Annotated in this window: 11 protein-coding genes and 1 tRNA gene; 7 read left to right on the plus strand and 5 right to left on the minus strand. The window is 62.8% G+C overall.

Features of this window, described 5'->3' with window-relative positions:
• Nucleotides 1–16: 16 nt before the first annotated feature.
• A complete protein-coding gene (locus AYK65_RS03490) occupies nt 17–1,843 on the minus strand; it encodes an AsmA family protein (protein ID WP_081157913.1) in 1,827 nt (608 codons plus the stop codon).
• A gap of 172 nt (nt 1,844–2,015) precedes the next feature.
• Here AYK65_RS03490 and AYK65_RS03495 point away from each other — a divergent pair, with 172 nt between their 5' ends.
• The gene (locus tag AYK65_RS03495; RefSeq protein WP_046119768.1) at nt 2,016–3,968 is read left to right on the plus strand and encodes an acetoacetate--CoA ligase; all 1,953 of its coding nucleotides are present in this window, start codon (nt 2,016–2,018) and stop codon (nt 3,966–3,968) included.
• A 298-nt stretch (nt 3,969–4,266) separates the two neighbouring features.
• Here AYK65_RS03495 and AYK65_RS03500 read toward each other — a convergent pair whose 3' ends face one another.
• Nucleotides 4,267–5,949: an ABC transporter permease gene (locus tag AYK65_RS03500; protein WP_046119767.1), complete on the minus strand. Its 1,683-nt coding sequence runs from the start codon at nt 5,947–5,949 to the stop codon at nt 4,267–4,269.
• Between the two features lie 137 nt (nt 5,950–6,086).
• Nucleotides 6,087–9,500, minus strand: coding sequence for a PAS domain S-box protein (locus AYK65_RS03505; protein WP_081157914.1), 3,414 nt, complete (start codon nt 9,498–9,500; stop codon nt 6,087–6,089).
• Nucleotides 9,501–9,727: 227 nt separating this feature from the next.
• Here AYK65_RS03505 and AYK65_RS03510 point away from each other — a divergent pair, with 227 nt between their 5' ends.
• Nucleotides 9,728–10,168, plus strand: a complete 441-nt coding sequence (locus AYK65_RS03510; RefSeq protein WP_026613162.1) for a phasin — start codon at nt 9,728–9,730, stop codon at nt 10,166–10,168.
• A gap of 148 nt (nt 10,169–10,316) precedes the next feature.
• Nucleotides 10,317–10,393: transfer RNA gene (locus AYK65_RS03515), tRNA-His, on the plus strand.
• Nucleotides 10,394–10,410: 17 nt separating this feature from the next.
• Here AYK65_RS03515 and AYK65_RS03520 read toward each other — a convergent pair.
• Nucleotides 10,411–11,292 carry a LysR family transcriptional regulator gene (locus AYK65_RS03520; RefSeq protein WP_046119765.1) on the minus strand — a complete coding sequence of 294 codons (882 nt, stop codon included), beginning with the start codon at nt 11,290–11,292 and terminating at the stop codon, nt 10,411–10,413.
• A gap of 112 nt (nt 11,293–11,404) precedes the next feature.
• Between AYK65_RS03520 and AYK65_RS03525 the strand changes: the two genes are divergently transcribed.
• The 3 genes from AYK65_RS03525 to AYK65_RS03535 all read left to right on the plus strand — a co-directional run bounded on the left by AYK65_RS03525 (nt 11,405) and on the right by AYK65_RS03535 (nt 15,288).
• Complete coding sequence (locus AYK65_RS03525; protein ID WP_046119764.1) at nt 11,405–12,901, plus strand: CoA-acylating methylmalonate-semialdehyde dehydrogenase; 1,497 nt, start codon at nt 11,405–11,407, stop codon at nt 12,899–12,901.
• 232 nt (nt 12,902–13,133) lie between these two features.
• Nucleotides 13,134–14,237: a YjgN family protein gene (locus tag AYK65_RS03530; protein ID WP_046119763.1), complete on the plus strand. Its 1,104-nt coding sequence runs from the start codon at nt 13,134–13,136 to the stop codon at nt 14,235–14,237.
• Nucleotides 14,227–15,288, plus strand: a complete 1,062-nt coding sequence (locus tag AYK65_RS03535; protein ID WP_046119762.1) for a M48 family metallopeptidase — start codon at nt 14,227–14,229, stop codon at nt 15,286–15,288. Before AYK65_RS03530 ends, AYK65_RS03535 begins: the two co-directional genes overlap by 11 nt.
• 60 nt (nt 15,289–15,348) lie before the next feature.
• Here the strand turns inward: AYK65_RS03535 and AYK65_RS03540 are convergent, their stop codons facing one another.
• Entirely contained in the window at nt 15,349–16,392 is a 1,044-nt protein-coding gene (locus AYK65_RS03540; protein WP_026613156.1) for a Fe(3+) ABC transporter substrate-binding protein, read from the minus strand.
• A gap of 186 nt (nt 16,393–16,578) precedes the next feature.
• On the opposite strand from AYK65_RS03540, the gene rirA reads away from it, so the two are divergent.
• The gene (rirA, locus tag AYK65_RS03545; protein WP_026613155.1) at nt 16,579–17,043 is read left to right on the plus strand and encodes an iron-responsive transcriptional regulator RirA; all 465 of its coding nucleotides are present in this window, start codon (nt 16,579–16,581) and stop codon (nt 17,041–17,043) included.
• The last annotated feature ends 145 nt before the right edge of the window (nt 17,044–17,188 follow it).

A 17,188-nucleotide genomic window follows, 5' to 3' on the forward strand; every position in this document is an offset into this window, starting at 1 on the left:
TGGCGCTGTTGCGCCTTCACTTCGGGCTGACGAGAACGGAAAGCGGAGAGATCACCGCATTCGGCCAGGAGCCGCCGACGAAGAACTGCAGCGGCGGGCTCGCCGCATCGGAGCTTCCAAGCGTTCCGGCGAGCGCCAGGCTGCCGTTGCGATAAGGGATGACGCCGGTGACAGACATGATACCGGAAGGGCCGACGAAGTCCGCCCGGTCGAGCCGGGCTGTGCCGCTGCCGAAGCTTGCCTCGATATCGGCCGACTGGAATTCGAAGGTGCCCTCGCTTGCTTCCGAAAGCGAGAAGAATTCGCCCTTGCGGATAAGGTCCGTGAAGGCGTGGACGTCGAAGCCGCCGAGGCTGCCATTCGTGAGCGAATAGGTGATATGGCCGAAGACATCGGCAATGCCGGCCTCCCAGAAGGCGCGGCCGGTGGCAATATCGATGTTGAGCATGCCTCTGCCCGTCGGGACCGGGCCCCGGAGCCCGAAGCTGTCTAGCACGGCCGCGAAATCGGCATTCTTCAGGCTGATCTGCAGCTTGCCACCTTGCTCCAACCCCTTCTCCGACAACACCGCGCGACCGCTCAAGGTACCGTTCGCATAGGTGCTGTCGCCTATGTCGAGCGAGGCGCGGTTGCCGTCGATCATGACGCCCGCGGCGACGTCGGTCAGATGCAAGGGGCCCACAAGGACCTCCTCGGATGAAAGCCGGAGATCCGTGCGCCAGGCGCCGACAAGGGCTCGCGCCGTTCGCAACAGCCGGTCGTCGCCTTCAACGGGCATCAGTGCTGCAGGCGGCAGGCCGTTGAGGTCGATGCGATCGAAGGCGAGCGTTCCCTCGATCTGCGGCGTTCCGCCGGCCGGCAGCGCGATGTCCAGGAGGCCGGTCGCGGTCGCACCGCCGAGCGTAAGCTGCAGCTCCTCCAGCTTCAGCGCCTTTTCGCCGGTCGTCACTCTGGTATCGATGCTGAAGCCGCCGGCCGGGAGCGTCGCGTCCGATGCCCCTCGATACCATGCAACGAGGCTGGCAAGCGAGGAAGCGGACATCTGCAGATGACCGGAGGCGAACGGCTGCATCGAAAGGTTGCCGACGCCCTCGAAGGAGAAGGTGAGGGGAGCCGACGTCAGCGACGTCTTGAGGCCGGCGTCGCGCCTGGCAAAGAGGGCGAGCGGATTCTCGCAGACGAACGCCCAGGCCACTTCCTCACCGCTGACGGTCGTCGAGAACTGCGCGCTCAATCGCTCTTCGAAGGAAGGCCATTTGACGGTACCGGAGATTCCGGCGATGTCGATGCCGCCGCCGTCGCTCGCCATGCTGTCGAGCACGCGAAGCCGTCCGTTCTCGATCGTAATGTCGCCGAACGGGCGCTCCTGGTTCGGCCTTGCCGTTTCGGGCGCCACGAGCCAGCGCGGCTTTTGCCAGTTGACGGCACCATCCGCCCTGCGTTCGATCGTGATCACCGGATCGACGAGCGTGATCTCGTCAAACGCCTGTTCGCCGCGAAGGGCAGAGAGCAAGCTGAACGAAGCAGTGATGCGGCCGATCTCCGCAAGCGGACGCGGATCGGGGCCGGTCGACACGATCGTGGCTGCCGGGAGCGTCAGTTCCGGATCGGGCCAGAATCGGATTTCCGGCTCTCCCCTGATCCTGCTTTTGCCTCCCGACCAGGCATCGAGCATCTGTTCCATCGTCACGCGAGCGTCGGTCGTCGGGACAAGCAGCGGCAGCACCGCATTATAGGCGACGGCAAGGCCGATGCCGGTGACGGCCGACCAGACAAAATGGCGACGGCCGAGCCGCGACCATAGGCGCGAACCGCGCAATATCTGCAGGAACTCTCTCTTCATTTCGATCGGATTGCCATCGCCTCGGTGAAGCCGTCTGGATAGGGCTTCAGCTTGCATAACGCAAATGCGGCTGACATGGAAATGTCGCCGCTACGATGCCGTGGATTGGTGCGCATGCTGTTTATCTTGCGTTGCAGCATGATATAGAGAGGGCAGAGGAGTGGAGGACAGCATGCAAGCAGATCGACCTTTGTGGGTTCCGGACAGTGCTATTCTCGAGCGAAGCCCGATGGCGCAGTTCATGGCGCGGTGCGGGCAGCGCTTCGGACGGACATTCGCCGACTATGACGCCTTTCACGATTGGTCGGTGGCCGATCGCGGCGATTTCTGGACCGGCTTATGGGAGCATTGCGGCGTTATCGGCGAGCGCGGGGAGAGGGCGCTGATCAACGGCGAACGGATGCTGGACGCGCGGTTCTTCCCGGATGCAAAGCTCAATTTCGCCGAAAACCTGCTGCGCAAGAGTGGTGGTGGCGATGCGCTGATCTTCCGCGGCGAGGACAAGGTGAGCTATCGGCTTTCCTGGGACGAGCTCCGCGCGCTCGTATCGCGCCTGCAGCAGGCATTGAAAGCGCAAGGCGTCGGCGTCGGCGACCGCGTCGCCGCGATGATGCCGAACATGCCCGAGACAATCGCGCTGATGCTGGCGACGGCATCACTCGGCGCCATCTGGTCGTCCTGTTCGCCGGATTTCGGCGAGCAGGGCGTGCTCGACCGCTTCGGCCAGATCGGTCCCAAACTGTTCATCGCCTGCGACGGCTACTGGTACAACGGCAAGCGGCAAGACGTGGATGCGAAGGTGCGCGCGGTGGCCAGGACCCTCGGCGTGCCGACTGTCATCGTGCCCTATGCCGGCGACAGCGCGGCGCTCGCGGCGGCCATCGAGGGCGGCGTGACACTTCCCGATTTCATTGCCGGCTTCGATGCGAAGCCGCTTGCCTTCGAACGGCTGCCGTTCGGCCAGCCGCTTTATATTCTCTTCTCGTCAGGCACGACGGGCGTGCCGAAATGCATCGTCCATTCGGCCGGCGGAACGCTCTTGCAGCACCTCAAGGAACACCGTTTCCATTGCGGTCTGAAGGAAGGCGAGCGGCTGTTCTACTTCACCACCTGCGGCTGGATGATGTGGAACTGGCTGGCTTCCGGCTTGGCGGCCGGCGCAACGCTCTGCCTCTATGACGGCTCGCCCTTCGCTCCCGACGGCAACGTCCTCTTCGACTATGCCGCCGCTGAGCGCTTCGCCGTCTTCGGCACCTCGGCGAAATATATCGATGCGGTGCGCAAGAGTGGCCTCACGCCGGCGAAGACCCATGACCTCGCGTCCCTCAGGCTCATCACCTCTACCGGCTCGCCTCTGTCGCCGGAGGGCTTCTCCTTCGTTTATGAAGGCATCAAATCGGACGTCCAGCTCGCCTCCATCTCCGGCGGCACCGATATCGTCTCCTGCTTCGTGCTCGGCAATCCGCTGAAGCCCGTCTGGCGCGGTGAAATCCAGGGGCCGGGTCTCGGTCTTGCGGTCGATGTCTGGAACGATGAGGGCCAACCGGTGCGCGGCGAGAAGGGCGAACTCGTCTGCACGAAGGCGTTTCCGTCGATGCCGGTGATGTTCTGGAACGATCCCCACGGCGCCAAATATCGCGCCGCCTATTTCGAGCGTTTCGACAATGTCTGGTGCCATGGCGATTTCGCCGAGTGGACGGCGCATGGCGGCATCATCATTCACGGCCGCTCCGACGCGACGCTGAACCCCGGCGGTGTGCGCATCGGCACCGCCGAGATCTATAACCAGGTCGAGCAGATGCCGGAGGTCCTCGAAGCGCTCTGTATCGGCCAGGATTGGGAAGATGACGTGCGCGTCATCCTCTTCGTGCGGCTGGCGCCGGGCGTCGAGCTGACGGAGGAACTGACGAAGGCGATCAAGAACCGCATCCGCATCGGCGCATCGCCGCGGCATGTGCCGGCGAAGGTCATCGCCGTTGCCGACATTCCGCGCACCAAATCCGGCAAGATCGTCGAGCTCGCAGTCCGCGACGTCGTGCACGGCCGCCCGGTCAAGAACAAGGAGGCGCTCGCGAATCCCGAGGCGCTCGACCTCTTTGCGGAGCTCGATGCGCTGAAGACTTGATTGCGGCGCGGGAGGAGGCGGTTAACCTCTTCGCGCTTGCGAAATTAACCACGACCGCCGAGTTGTGGGGCGTTCGCTAAGATTATTGGAGTGCGAGGTAAGGTCTTGTTTACGTTTGGGCGGGCATGGTCAAGCCAACTTGACGCCGGTCAAGGGGCGGTGCGCAGGAGCGATACCGGTGCCGGACATGACGTCGCCAGTTCTCCCGTATTTGTTGGTTAGCATCGACTTGTAAGGCGGCCTTTGAGCCGCCTCTTTTTTGCGCCCTGCCGCCCCCGCCCGCCTCCGGCCAAGGCCGTCAGGGGCGGCGCTCGAGCGACCGCGACACCAGCACGACCGGGATCATCCCGGCGATGACGATGATCATCGCGGCGACGGACGCATCCTCCACCTTGGCGCGGGAGGCGTCCTCGTAGACCAATGTCGCGAGCGTGTTGAAGTTGAAGGGGCGCAGCATGATAGTGGCAGAGAGCTCCTTCATCGTCTCGATGAAAACGAGCAGGGCAGCCGTCAGCACTGCCGGCCGCATCATCGGCAGGAGCACCGAGCGCAGCGTCTGGCCGCTGGTGCGTCCGAGCGCGCGCGCGGCCATGTCGAGATGTGGCGACAATTTCTGGAATCCGGCCTCGAGCGTGCCTTCCGCCATCGTCAGGAAGCGGACGGTGCAAGCGTAGACGATCGCAAAGCCGGTGCCACTCATGAGAAGACCTGTTGATATGCCGAACAGGCTCCGCAGCTCGGCATCGACGGCATTGTCGAGCGCTGCGAGCGGAAAGAGCACGCCGATCGCGAGCACCGTGCCGGGTACGCCGTAACCGAAGGAGGCGAGCCGGCCGGCGACATCGGTTACCCGCGAACGGCCAGTGCGGGCGGCATAGGCGAGCACGAAGCCGAGCAGCACGCTGGCAAGTGCCGTGAGGCTCGAGACGATGATGCTGTGCAGGAGCGCGCTCAAGAGGCGCGGTTCGACGAACAGATCGAGGCGCTTCATCGCATAGTTTCCGAGGATGAAGAAGGGAACCGCAAAGCCCGACAGGGTCGGCAGCATGCAGGCGGCCGTCGCTGCCCATTTCTTCCAACCGGAAAGCGGCAGCCTGGCGATGTCGTGGACGGCGGCGGTGGTCTTCTGACTGGAGAAACGCTGGCGGCGGCGGGCGGCGCGCTCGACCATCATCAGAGCGATGACGAAGACCAGCATGATGCAGGCGATCTGCGCCGCGCCGCCGAGGCTGCCGCGGTTGAGCCAGGTGTCGAAAATCGAGAAGGTCAGGGTCTGAACACCCAGAAACTCGACCGCGCCGATATCGTTCAGCGTCTCCATCGCAACGAGGGTGAGTCCGATCATGATCGCCGGCCGCGCCATCGGAAGCTGAATGCGGAAAAACACCTTCAGCGGCCCCGCGCCGAGCGTCCGTGCCACATCTGCTGCCGCCCGGCCCTGCATCAGGAACATCGATCGGCAGGCAAGGTAGATATAGGGGTAGAGCACCGAACTCAGCACCAGCACCGCGCCGCCGAGCGATCGTATATCGGGAAACCAGTAATCCCGGCTCGTCTGAAATCCGAACAGTGCCCGGACGAGGCCCTGCACCGGGCCGGTGAAGGTAAGAAGTTCGCCGAAGGCGTAGGCCGACAGATAGGCGGGTATGGCGAGCGGCAACACCAGCGCCGCGGAGAGAAAACGGCGCAGTGGAAATTCGCAGGTTGCCACCAGCCATGCGGTGAGAACGCCGATAACGGCGGTGGCCGCGCCCGTCAGCGTCACGAGCAGCAGGGTTCGGCCGGTAGCACGGGGGATGACGTTTTCTACGAGGTGCGGCCAGTCCGCGCTCCCGCCGGAAACGGCAAGCCAGGCGATGGCAAGGATCGGCATCAGTACGATCGCCGAGGCGAGGCCGGCCCAGGTGGCGAGCAGCGGGTGGTGAAGGCCGGTGCCGGATCTGGCGTAGCGCCGCCTGAGGCTTTTGGAAGTTGGGTACAAACGATCCGTCCGAAGCGCTATGCCGATCGATCTTGATGAGTAGCGGGTGCGGGCGGAAACCGCGCACCTTTCCTCATCCCGCTCAGGAACCTGCAAACTGGTTCCGAACGCTCAACATTTCCTTACAGCATTCGTGTTCAGTTCGCCAAGACGCGTTGCGACGGAAAGGATATTTCGACGAGCGTGCCCTCGTTCGGTGCGGAGCTGATGGCGAATTGGGCGCGGTTCGCCTCCGTCATCGCCTTCGTCAGCGGCAGGCCGAGGCCGGTGCCGTCGCCGCGCTTGCGGCCGCCGGTGGTAACCTGCCGGAACGGCTTCATCGCCTGGTCGAGCTCGTTACGGCTCATGCCGATGCCCGTGTCGCGAATCCTGAGAATAACGCTGCCGTTCCCCTCGTAAGACGTCGATACGACGATCTGGCCGCCCGACGGCGTGAAACGGATGGCGTTTGCCAGGATGTTGAGCGCGATCTGCTTGATCGAGCGGCCGTCGGCCACCACCTCGGGCACAGAGGCCGAAAGCGAGGTTCGGATGATGACGCGCTGGCTATTGGCCTGCGGCTGCACCAGCGAGACCGCCTCAGAGACGGCCTCGTTGAGGTCGACGGCGCTGAAATCGAGATCCATCTCGCCGGCCTCGATCTTAGAGATGTCGAGCAGATCGTTGACGATGTCGAGGACGTGCCGCCCCGACCGGCCGATATCGCCGGCATATTCGATGTAGCGCGGATGGCCGATGGGACCGAAGTGCTCGCTCGCCATCATGTCGGAGAAGCCGATGATGGCGTTGAGCGGCGTGCGGATTTCGTGACTTACCCGTGCCAGGAACTCCGTCTTGTGGGCGTTCGCCGTCTCGGCGGCACGCTTGGCGTTGCGCAATTCCTCCTCGGTTCGCTTCCATTGGGTAATGTCGCGGATGACGGCGCAGTAGCCGTTCGAGGAGGAGAGACGTCCGATGGTCATGAACAGCGGGATGAAGCCGCCGGCGGCCTCGCGGCCGATCACCTCCCGGCCGTCGTTGAGCACGCTTGCGACACCGTGGCCGGAGAGGCCCTGGAGATAGTCGATCACCGCCTTCTGGCTCTCGTGCGCGAAGAGGGCGGCAAACGGCTTCCCGCGCATCTCGTCTTCGTCATAGTTGAAGAGGGCGCTTGCCGAGCGGTTCATCGTGCGAATGTCGCCGTCCTGGCCAAGGACCACGACGCCGTCGGTGGCGGTCTCCAGGATTGAGCGGAGCTCGTCGATCTCCGTCCGAAGGCGGGCTTCCTCTCTCGCTGCGCGATCGTCGCCTTGGCGCGCCTGCTTCTCGGCATCGCCTCCGCTCGCAGCCGTGAGCGCAAGCATGAGTGCGCCCTTTCCTTCCCATCGGATCGAATGCAGATGGGCGTTGACCGGCATGGTCTCGCCGTCCTCGCGGATCAGCGTCATCGTTCCGTCCGGCCGCTCCGCGCCGACGTGCTCCGCCTGCGCGAAAAGCGCTTCGAGCCCGCCTTGCCGTCCGAAGGCTTCGACATCGGGATAGCCGGTCAGGCGTAGGAACTCCGTATTGGCATGAAGCAGCTCGTCGCCATGGTGAACGAGGAGGGCGATAGGCAGGCTGTCGAGAGTCTCGCTGCTCATGCCGACAGCCGTGCGTGCGGCGGGGCCGGGCTCGTCTTCCGCTTGCTTCGCGTCGTAGGGAACGCTCGCCGCCTCAGGCAAGTCGGCCTGATCGCTCACCGGTGTGTTGGTGGATGTGTCCTCCGGCGGCACCGTTTCCACAACGGATGGGCTTTCAGCTTCGTCTTCCTCAGGCGCAACGGGGGGAGGGGCGCCGAAATGTTCGCCGAGCTGCCGTGCGATCTCGCGGAAGGCCGCCTGTTCGCCGCGCGTCAGCGCCCCGGGCCCAGCCGACCGGCGCTCGTCAAGGTCGATGACTTTGTCGGGCGCTGCCCGGTCCGGCATGTCGACGATGCGCAGCGCAGGCCGTTCGCCGCGGAACGGGTCTTCAGCCACATCGGGCGGAGTTGCCGCGACGCCCCCAGTTTCCGGTTCTGCAGCCGGCGATGCCTCCGCGGCAGTGATCTCGGCGGCTCCCTCTGCACCCGCCTCGTCGGAGCTCTCGGCGAGCGCCTCGGTCCGGTCGGCGTCGGGAGTCTCAGCCGTGGTGTCTTCCCGATGGGCGGGCTCGATGCCGGCGAGCGACAGGCCGGTCCCCTTTTCGTCCGGCATGGCGTCGGCGATCCTCACGATGCCGAAACCGCGGAAGCCGTCGAACTCGCGCGAGCGCGAATAGGTCGGAAGGGCCGCGAGATCGACGGGAACTTTGAGGTTCGTCCCCTCTACCGGCCAGAGGATGGTCTTGCCGGACCAGGTGTCGCGGCGATGCAGAAGCTCGTCGATCTTGTGGTCGGGATCGAGATCGTAGCGCGCCGCAAGCTCGGCGAAGGTCACCCCGATCACGTCGGCCGCCCTCGGACCGACGGCCGATGCGAACTCCTCGGAGATTTCGCTGAAGCGGCCTTCCGCGTTGATCTTCCAGACGAAGCGCACGGCGCGCCCACCGGCCGCGAAGACGAAGTCGGACGCGTCCGCTTTTGCCGCAGGCCCTGTCGCTTCCGGTTCCGAGGCCTTTTCGCGTTCCGTCGCTTCCGCCGTTCCCTCGTTGGGCTCAGGGACCGGTTCTCCTTGGAGCTCCGCCGGCGCGTCGAGCGGCTCATCGTCATCGGCCGTCACGGCCGGCTCGGGATCCGGTGCCGCTTCGGAATTATCGGCGAGCGTCGAAGCCTGGGCGGCTTCAGCCGCTGCGGCGCGCGGCGCTGCGTCGTTTTGCCCGTCAAGTTCCGCTGCAGGCGTGGCGTCGCCGGCCTGAGGCTCGGCGGCCGCCTCTCCGGTTTCGGGCTCATCGAGAATGGCCTCCACGGCGAAGAGGAGGTGAAGCGCCGGGTAGTCGGAAATCTTGCCGATTGCCGCCGGCAGCCGCCCCTTTTCGGTCGCCACCGGACGCTTGATCAACCGGTCCCTGTCGCGCGCGACGGCCGAAACGAGTGCGCGGCGGGTCTCCGCCGGCAGCCCCAGGCCTTCGAAACCCGCTGACCGGGCAATGACATCGCCTTCGCCGTCGAGCACGGCCATGTGCGTATCCGGGCCGTCGAGCCCCGCGATCATCGCCTGAGCCCGCTCCTCGGTCGAAAGCGTCCTGCCGTTGCGCGGCGCGGTGAAGAGAATGGCGTCCTCGCCCGGCCGGATGCGGATCACTTCCACGGCGGCATTGAGCGGAAGCCGCCGGAAGCCGGAGGCGATCCTTATCAGCAATTGCCGGCGATCGCCGACGGCGGCAAGCTGTGATGCCGCGGCGTGCAACTGGCGAAGCGAAAGGTCGTTCGGATCCAGGGTGGTATCGATGAAATCATAGACCGAAGTCACGCCGAAGAGCCTTGCGCCCTGATCATTGGCCCACAGTACCCGCGTGAGATCCTTCGAAAACAGGACGGACGCATCGCCCTGAGCAAAATGCTCCCGCACCCGTGCGTGCACGGCAATGTCGATGAAGGGATACTGTCTTGCGGGCATGAGCAGGCCTATTGACGGATCGCTTGCGCGTTAACACTCTATTAATATCCGCCCCTCCAGCAAGGGTCCAGCAACGGCCCGTTCTCCGTAACGCCTTTTGCCGCACAAGGTTAATGGATATCTTGTGCGGTGCACAATTTTGTTGCAATGCACAATAAGATCGGCTATAGGATAGGCATCAACCGAAACGGCGCCTCTGAAGAGGGCCACACCAAGGAGCGCATGCCATGGCTACCAAGAAGACCGAAGACGCATTTTCCTTTGACCCGAACAAGTTTGCCGACAGCTTCCGCGAATTCGCCGAAAAGGGCGCCGCGCAGTCGAAGGAAGCCTATGCCAAGATGAAGACCGCCGCCGAAGAGGCGACGAAGACCGTCGAAGCAACGATTGAAAGCGCCCAGTCCGGCACCGTCGAACTCGGTCTCAAGGCCATCGATGCGCTGCGGACGAATGCCGAAAACTCGCTCTCCCACATGGAAGCGCTGCTTGGCGTGAAGTCGCTCTCCGAGCTCGTCGAACTGCAGACCGCCTTCATCCGCAAGCAGGCCGAAGTCGCAGTCGAGCAGGCGAAGACGATGCAGGAAGCAACCCGCAAGGTCGCCGAAAACGTTGCTAAGCCGGGCAAGGACGCCGCCGAAAAGGCAATGTCCAACTTCAAGAAGGCCTGATCGGCAATCCACAGTCGATCGGAATCAATGCACAGACCGGATGGCTTGCCATCCGGTCTTTTTGCTGGATAATCCGAACTTAAGGCTTGCAAATCGGCCGAAGTGACCGTATGTGAGCCGCCAAGCGACTTAGGGTCGCGCACCGAGTGCGGTTGTAGCTCAGTTGGTTAGAGCGCAGGTTTGTGGCACCTGAGGTCGGTGGTTCGAGACCACCCAACCGTACCATTTTTTTCCCTAAAATCTCACACGAATATCTGCTGCTCCGCCGTCACCAGTTCCTGCAGGAATAAGACGACCGTGCGCACGCGCACGAGCTCGCGGGCGCTTTCGTGATAGGTCGTCCAATAGGCGCGGCGGATCGTCGTTTCGGGCAGGAGGCGGGTAAGTTCCGGATATTGCCGGGCGATATAGTTGTGCAGGATGCCGATTCCGGCGCTGGAGCGGACGGCTTCGGTTTGGCCGGTGGCGCTGGATATCTCGAAGGAGGCGTCCCAGCTTCGCATGATCTCCGCGGAGAAATTGAGCGAAGGCGTGAAGATCAGGTCCTCGACATAGCCGATCCGGCGGTGGTTCTTGAGGTCGTCGATCACTCTCGGCGTGCCGTGGCGGGCGAGATAATCTGCCGATGCGTAAAGCCCGAGTGTATAATCGGTAAGCTTGGATGAAACGAGCCGGCCCTGTTCCGGACGTTCGATGGTGATCGCTATGTCGGCCTCGCGCTGCGACAGCGAGAAGGAACGCGGAACCGGAACGAGTTGGAGCTTCAGCTCCGGGTGGCGCGCCGTAAGCGCCCCAAGACGCGGCGCCAGAAAGGAGACGCCGAAGCCGTCGGGCGCGCCGATGCGAACCGTGCCTGCAATCGCCGTGTCGATCCGCCCGATCTGCGATTGCGCGGCGAGCATTTCGGTTTCCATGCGCTCGGCGGCGGCGAGGAAGACCTCGCCCTCGGCGGTCAGTTCGCAGCCGTTCGGGCGACGGATGAGGAGTCTCGTTTTCAGCGTTTCCTCGAGCGCCGTCACGCGCCGGCTGAGCGTCGCATGGTTGAGGCCGAGCCTTTTGGAAGCGGCGAGGATCTGGCCCGTTCGCGCGACCGTGAGAAACACCCTGACATCGTCCCAGTCCATGCCAATGCTCCAATGGGCTTTAATTTTCGCACAACGGTTCCTGAATTTCGGAAATTGATTTGTTGAAATCGTAGTGCGATCATGCGCTCAAGATCAAGACAGGAGGAGACCCATGTACGAAATCGGTCATTTCATCGACGGGAAGCGCGTCGCCGGCAAGAGCGGACGCGTCAGCAACATCTTCAACCCGGCAACGGGCGAAGTTCAGGGCACCGTGGCGCTTGCGAGCGATGCGGACCTGGCCGCCGCCGTCGAAAGCGCGAAGGCCGCACAGCCGAAGTGGGCCGCCACCAACCCGCAGCGCCGCGCCCGCGTCTTCATGAAGTTCGTCCAACTCCTGAACGAGAACATCAACGAACTTGCCGAGATGCTCTCGCGCGAGCACGGCAAGACCATCGACGACGCCAAGGGCGATGTCGTTCGCGGCCTCGAAGTCTGCGAATTCGTCATCGGCATTCCGCATCTTCAGAAGAGCGAATTCACCGAAGGCGCCGGCCCCGGCATCGACATGTATTCGATCCGCCAGCCGGTCGGCATCGGCGCAGGGATCACGCCGTTCAACTTCCCGGCCATGATCCCGATGTGGATGTTCGCCCCGGCGATCGCCTGCGGCAATGCCTTCATCCTGAAGCCCTCCGAGCGCGATCCGTCCGTACCGATCCGCCTTGCCGAATTGATGATCGAGGCCGGCCTGCCGGCGGGCGTCCTCAACGTCATCAACGGCGACAAGGGCGCGGTCGACGCTATCCTGACGCATCCGGATATCGCCGCGGTCTCCTTCGTCGGCTCGACCCCGATTGCCCGCTACGTCTACGGCACGGCGGCGATGAACGGTAAGCGCGCCCAGTGCTTCGGCGGCGCCAAGAACCATATGGTCATCATGCCGGATGCCGATCTCGACCAGGCCGCCAACGCGCTGATCGGCGCGGGCTACGGCTCCGCCGGCGAGCGCTGCATGGCGATCTCGGTCGCTGTTCCGGTCGGCGAGGAAACCGCGAACCGTCTCATCGACAAGCTGGTGCCGATGGTCGAGAGCCTGCGCATCGGTCCCTATACGGACGAAAAGGCCGATATGGGCCCGGTCGTCACCAAGGAGGCAGAGGCGCGCATCAGGAGCCTGATCGAGAGCGGCATCGAGCAGGGCGCCAAGCTCGTCGTCGACGGCCGCGATTTCAAGCTGCAGGGCTACGAGAACGGCCACTTCATCGGCGGCTGCCTCTTCGACCACGTCACTCCGGACATGGACATCTACAAGACGGAAATCTTCGGGCCTGTTCTCTCTGTCGTGCGTGCGAAGAATTACGAGGAGGCCCTGTCGCTGCCGATGAAGCACGAATACGGCAACGGCGTCGCGATCTATACCCGCGACGGTGACGCCGCCCGCGACTTCGCCTCGCGCATCAATATAGGCATGGTCGGCGTCAACGTTCCGATCCCGGTGCCGCTCGCCTACCACTCCTTCGGCGGCTGGAAGTCCTCGTCCTTCGGTGATCTCAACCAGCACGGCCCCGACTCGATCAAGTTTTGGACCAGGACGAAGACCATCACCGAGCGTTGGCCTTCGGGCATCAAGGACGGCGCGGAGTTCTCGATCCCGACCATGCGGTAAACGGGATACGATATCCTCCCCACTTGGAGCCTCCTTCGGGAGGCTCTTTTTTGTTGCGATGGCGATGCAAATACAACTAACGTCGCACGCGATCCGACGACGAATAATTGCGCGTATCACGGCGTGTGGCTGGCGCTTCGGGGATGTGCAACAGCCTAGGCCTACAGCTTCGAACGGTCAGAGTGCGCCTTCCTGCCGTAATCGGGAGAGGCCGTTTGGTAGAGGGGATATCATGGCTTTGGTTGAGCCGTTGCCGGCGCAGAATGTCGGCCAGGGCAGCTTTGGACGCTCGGCGGACCGGGATTTCCAGCGCCTTTCCTTCACCGGCAGCGCCAGCGAATATTTCGGTATCTGGATCGTCAATATCCTGCTGACGATCATCACGCTCGGCATCTATTCCGCCTGGGCCAAGGTTCGCCGCAACAGGTACTTCTATGGCAACACCGTGTTGCTTGGCCGTGCCTTTGAATATCATGCGAAGGGCAAGCAGATCCTCATCGGACGAGCCATCGTGATCGGAGCACTGGTGGTGCTCAATGTGGTGGCCACACTCGCACCGGTGCTCGTGCTCTTGCCAACAGTCGTGTTTCTCGCGGCGTTGCCCTGGCTTGTCGCGAGAGGGTTGCGCTTCAATGCGCGCGTGACGAGCTATCGCAATGTCCGCTTCGATTTTGTGGGTGGCGCAGGTGGTGCGTTCAAGGCGCTTATCCTCGGCGGTTTCCTCGCTCTCATCACATTGGGGCTGCTGGCGCCGCTCGCCAGCCGGTGGGTTGGTCGTTACGTTGGATCAAACCTGCGCTTTGGCGGAAGGGCCTTCCAGACAGATCCGCCGCTTGCGCCGCTTTATCGCGGGTTGTTCCTCGGTCTGGGGCTTGCACTGGCAGTCGCTCTCCTGGCCACGGCGATTGTGATGGGAACATTGCGCGCGACAGGGACGCTGGGGCAGTCGACGGAAAACACGATATGGCTGTGGTTCTCTATTGGTGCCAGCTACGCCGGATTTATAGCCTTCTATGGCATTATTACATTGTTCTACCGCGCTGCCGTACGCAATGCGGTCTGGAATTCGACTGTCTTTGACGGAAACCACAGATTCTTCAGCGGCTTGTCGCGAGGGCGCTACACCTGGATCGCAATCTCGAACTTCGTTGTCACCATTTTGACGTTGGGCCTCATGCGCCCCTGGGCGGCGGTGCGCATGGCGCGTTACACATGGACTCGGACCGGCGTCGCCATTTTTGGGGTCGTAGGTACGCTGATGAGCGACATTGAAGAACAGGCCTCAGCTGTGGGCGCCGAGTTCATTGATTTCGAAGGTTTCGATTTTGGCTTCTGACGATCCGGTCATTGCACTTGGTGAATGGCATCCGGCCGGTTCGAGCCGCTCGGTGCCCTCAACCCTCGCCGAGGCTGGAGAGCGCCTGCTCGCGCACGACGAAGCGGGCACTGAACTCAGCGGCGACAAGCTGTCGGCCGTCGAGATTTCGGCGCGGGTCGGCGCTGTCCCGCGACGGATCACCTTCTCCGACGGATCGCTATTCGAGACAGCCGACAATGACGCGATCGATCGTTTCCTTGCGCGGAAGGGACGAGGCGGGGAAGGGTTCGTCCACCGCATGGAGCGATTTCAACCGCGGCTGATCGCCTTCGTCGCGGCGACCATCCTGTTCGGCGTGTTGATCTACCGCTTCGCCTTGCCCGTTCTTGTCGAAGTCGCCGTAGCCGTTACGCCGCCAATTGTGCCGCGGATCATGTCGGCGAGTACGCTAGAGGCGATTGACCGGACGATGCTTGACGCCACGGAGCTTGACGAGGTGCGCCGCCGCAGGATTATCGAGGGTTTCCGGAATATCGCAGCGCTCTCTGTCGGCGGGGAGGAAGGCTACACGCTCAACTTTCGCAAGGGGGGAGCGATCGGTCCCAATGCCTTCGCGCTGCCGGACGGCACCCTGATTGTCACCGATGAACTCGTAGCGCTCGCCGGCGACGATGCCGAGATGATCGTCGGCGTGCTCGCCCACGAAATCGGGCATGTCGAATTGAAGCATAGCCTGCGGCAGATCTACCGTGCCGCCGGCGTTGCCGGGCTGATCATGCTAGTCGGTGGCGATATCGGTTCAGGGGCGGAAGACGTGCTCGTCCAAGGCGCCGGCTTGCTGTCGCTTTCCTACTCGCGCTCTGCGGAGGAAGCAGCCGACCGGCATTCGGTTGAGTTGATGATGAAGGCAGGCCGGGACCCGACGGCGATTGTCCGTTTCTTTCAACTGCTCGAGACGAAGCTCGGCGATCATTCCGAGACCAGCATATTGTCAACGCATCCCGGCACGCCCGAGCGGCGCCAGGCGATCCTGGATCTGATCGCCGAGTTACAGGCGCAGCAGCGATAGTCGTGCAAACGAAAACAGCGGGCACCTGGCCCGCTGCTTCCTGCCTAAGATTTGCTCCGCTCAATCCTGCGGGCCGTCGTTGTATCCGACCTTGTCGACCAGTTCCGACGCCTTCTTGCGGTTTGCCGCAATATCGGCGAGCGGCAGCGTATCTGGCTTGATCGGACCGAAGGACTTGACCACTTCGGACGGTTCGGCGCCCGGCAGCACCGGATACTCGAAAACCTGCTCGGCATAGATCTTCTGCGCTTCGCCGGCCGAGAGGAATTCCATCAGCTTGATCGCATTCTCCTTGTTCGGAGCGTTCTTCGCGAGCGCCATGCCGGAGATATTCACATGCGTGCCACGGTCCTTGGCGTTCGGGAACAGGACCTTGATGGCCGAGGCCCACTCCTTCTGCTGAGGCTCCTTCTCGTTCGTCAGCATCAGACCGACATAGTAGCTGTTGCCGAGCGCGAGATCGCACTCGCCGGCGAAGATGGCTTTCGCCTGGTCGCGGTCGCCCCCGTCCGGCTTCTTGGCGAGATTGTTCCTGAGGCCCGTCAGCCATTTCTCCGTTTCGGCTTCGCCGTGATGCGCGATCATCGAGGCGAAGAGGCCGATATTGTAGGAGTGCTGCCCATCGCGGGTGCAGACCTTGCCCTTCCACTTCGGATCGGCGAGTTCCTCATAGGTGATATCGTTCTGCGCCACGCGCTCCTTCGACGCGTAGACGACGCGTCCGCGTGTGGTGAGACCGAACCAGTTGCCGGCGGGATCGCGGAAATGCGCCGGGATATCCTTGTTGATCTCCTCGTTGACGAGCGGCTGCGTCACCCCGGCGTCCTTCGCCTCGGTTAGGCGGCTGATGTCGACGGTCAGGATGACGTCGGCTGGAGAGTTCGCGCCTTCCGCCTGGATGCGCTCGACGAGGCCCTTGTCGAGGAAGAGGACGTTGGTGGTGATGCCGGTCTCCTTGGTGAAGGCGTCCAGCAGCGGCTTGATGAGGTCGGGCTGGCGGTAGGAATAGATATTGACCTCGCCGTCCGCCCTGACCGATGCCGTGAAGGCAAGGAACGCTGCCGCCGCCGACAGGGTGCCGATCATCGCTTTCGAGACTCGCATGGTGTTCTCTCCGTTAGATGTTTATAACTTAACCGGGCCGGTCATATTTCTTACTTCCCTGGCTGCCAGTCAACGACAAACCGTGAAGTTGACCGCGATCGTATGTTTTTCTGTTTTTTGGAATTGTTCCAAACTGTGATCCGTCCTATATGATGAAAAACGAATTTTTCGATTCCGGAGTGAATGATGCGTCTGACGAAGCAAACAAACTACGCAGTTCGCATGCTGATGTACTGCGCTGCGAACGGCGAGAAGCTCAGTCGCATTCCTGAGATCGCCAGGGCCTACGGCGTTTCCGAACTGTTCCTGTTCAAGATCCTGCAGCCGCTGACGAAGGCGGGCCTCGTCGAGACAGTACGCGGCCGCAATGGCGGCGTTCGCCTGCCGCGGCCTGCGTCGGAGATCAGCCTTTTCGATGTCGTGAAGGTGACGGAGGACAGCTTCGCGATGGCGGAGTGCTTCGAAGCGGGCGAGATCGACTGCCCGCTGGTGGATAGCTGCGGCCTCAATGCGGCCCTGCGCAAAGCGTTGAACGCTTTCTTCGAGGTGCTGCAAGGCTACACGATCGACGATCTCGTCAAGGCCCGTCCGCAGATCAACTTCCTGCTGGGCCTCGAGGAGACGACGCGCGCCCAGACCTCGGCCGCCTGAATTAGCTCGCTGATCAGTATGAGAACGCGCGTGCAGTCGCTCTGCACGCGCGTTGTCGTTTTTGCCGAACTGGCGCAAGTCTCTACTTGTGGAAGAATTTTTCGCCTAGACAAATTTCTGAAGCGACTTATTGCATTGCGACGCC

It is taken from the genome of Ensifer aridi (assembly GCF_002078505.1).
GTDB lineage: Bacteria > Pseudomonadota > Alphaproteobacteria > Rhizobiales > Rhizobiaceae > Sinorhizobium > Sinorhizobium aridi.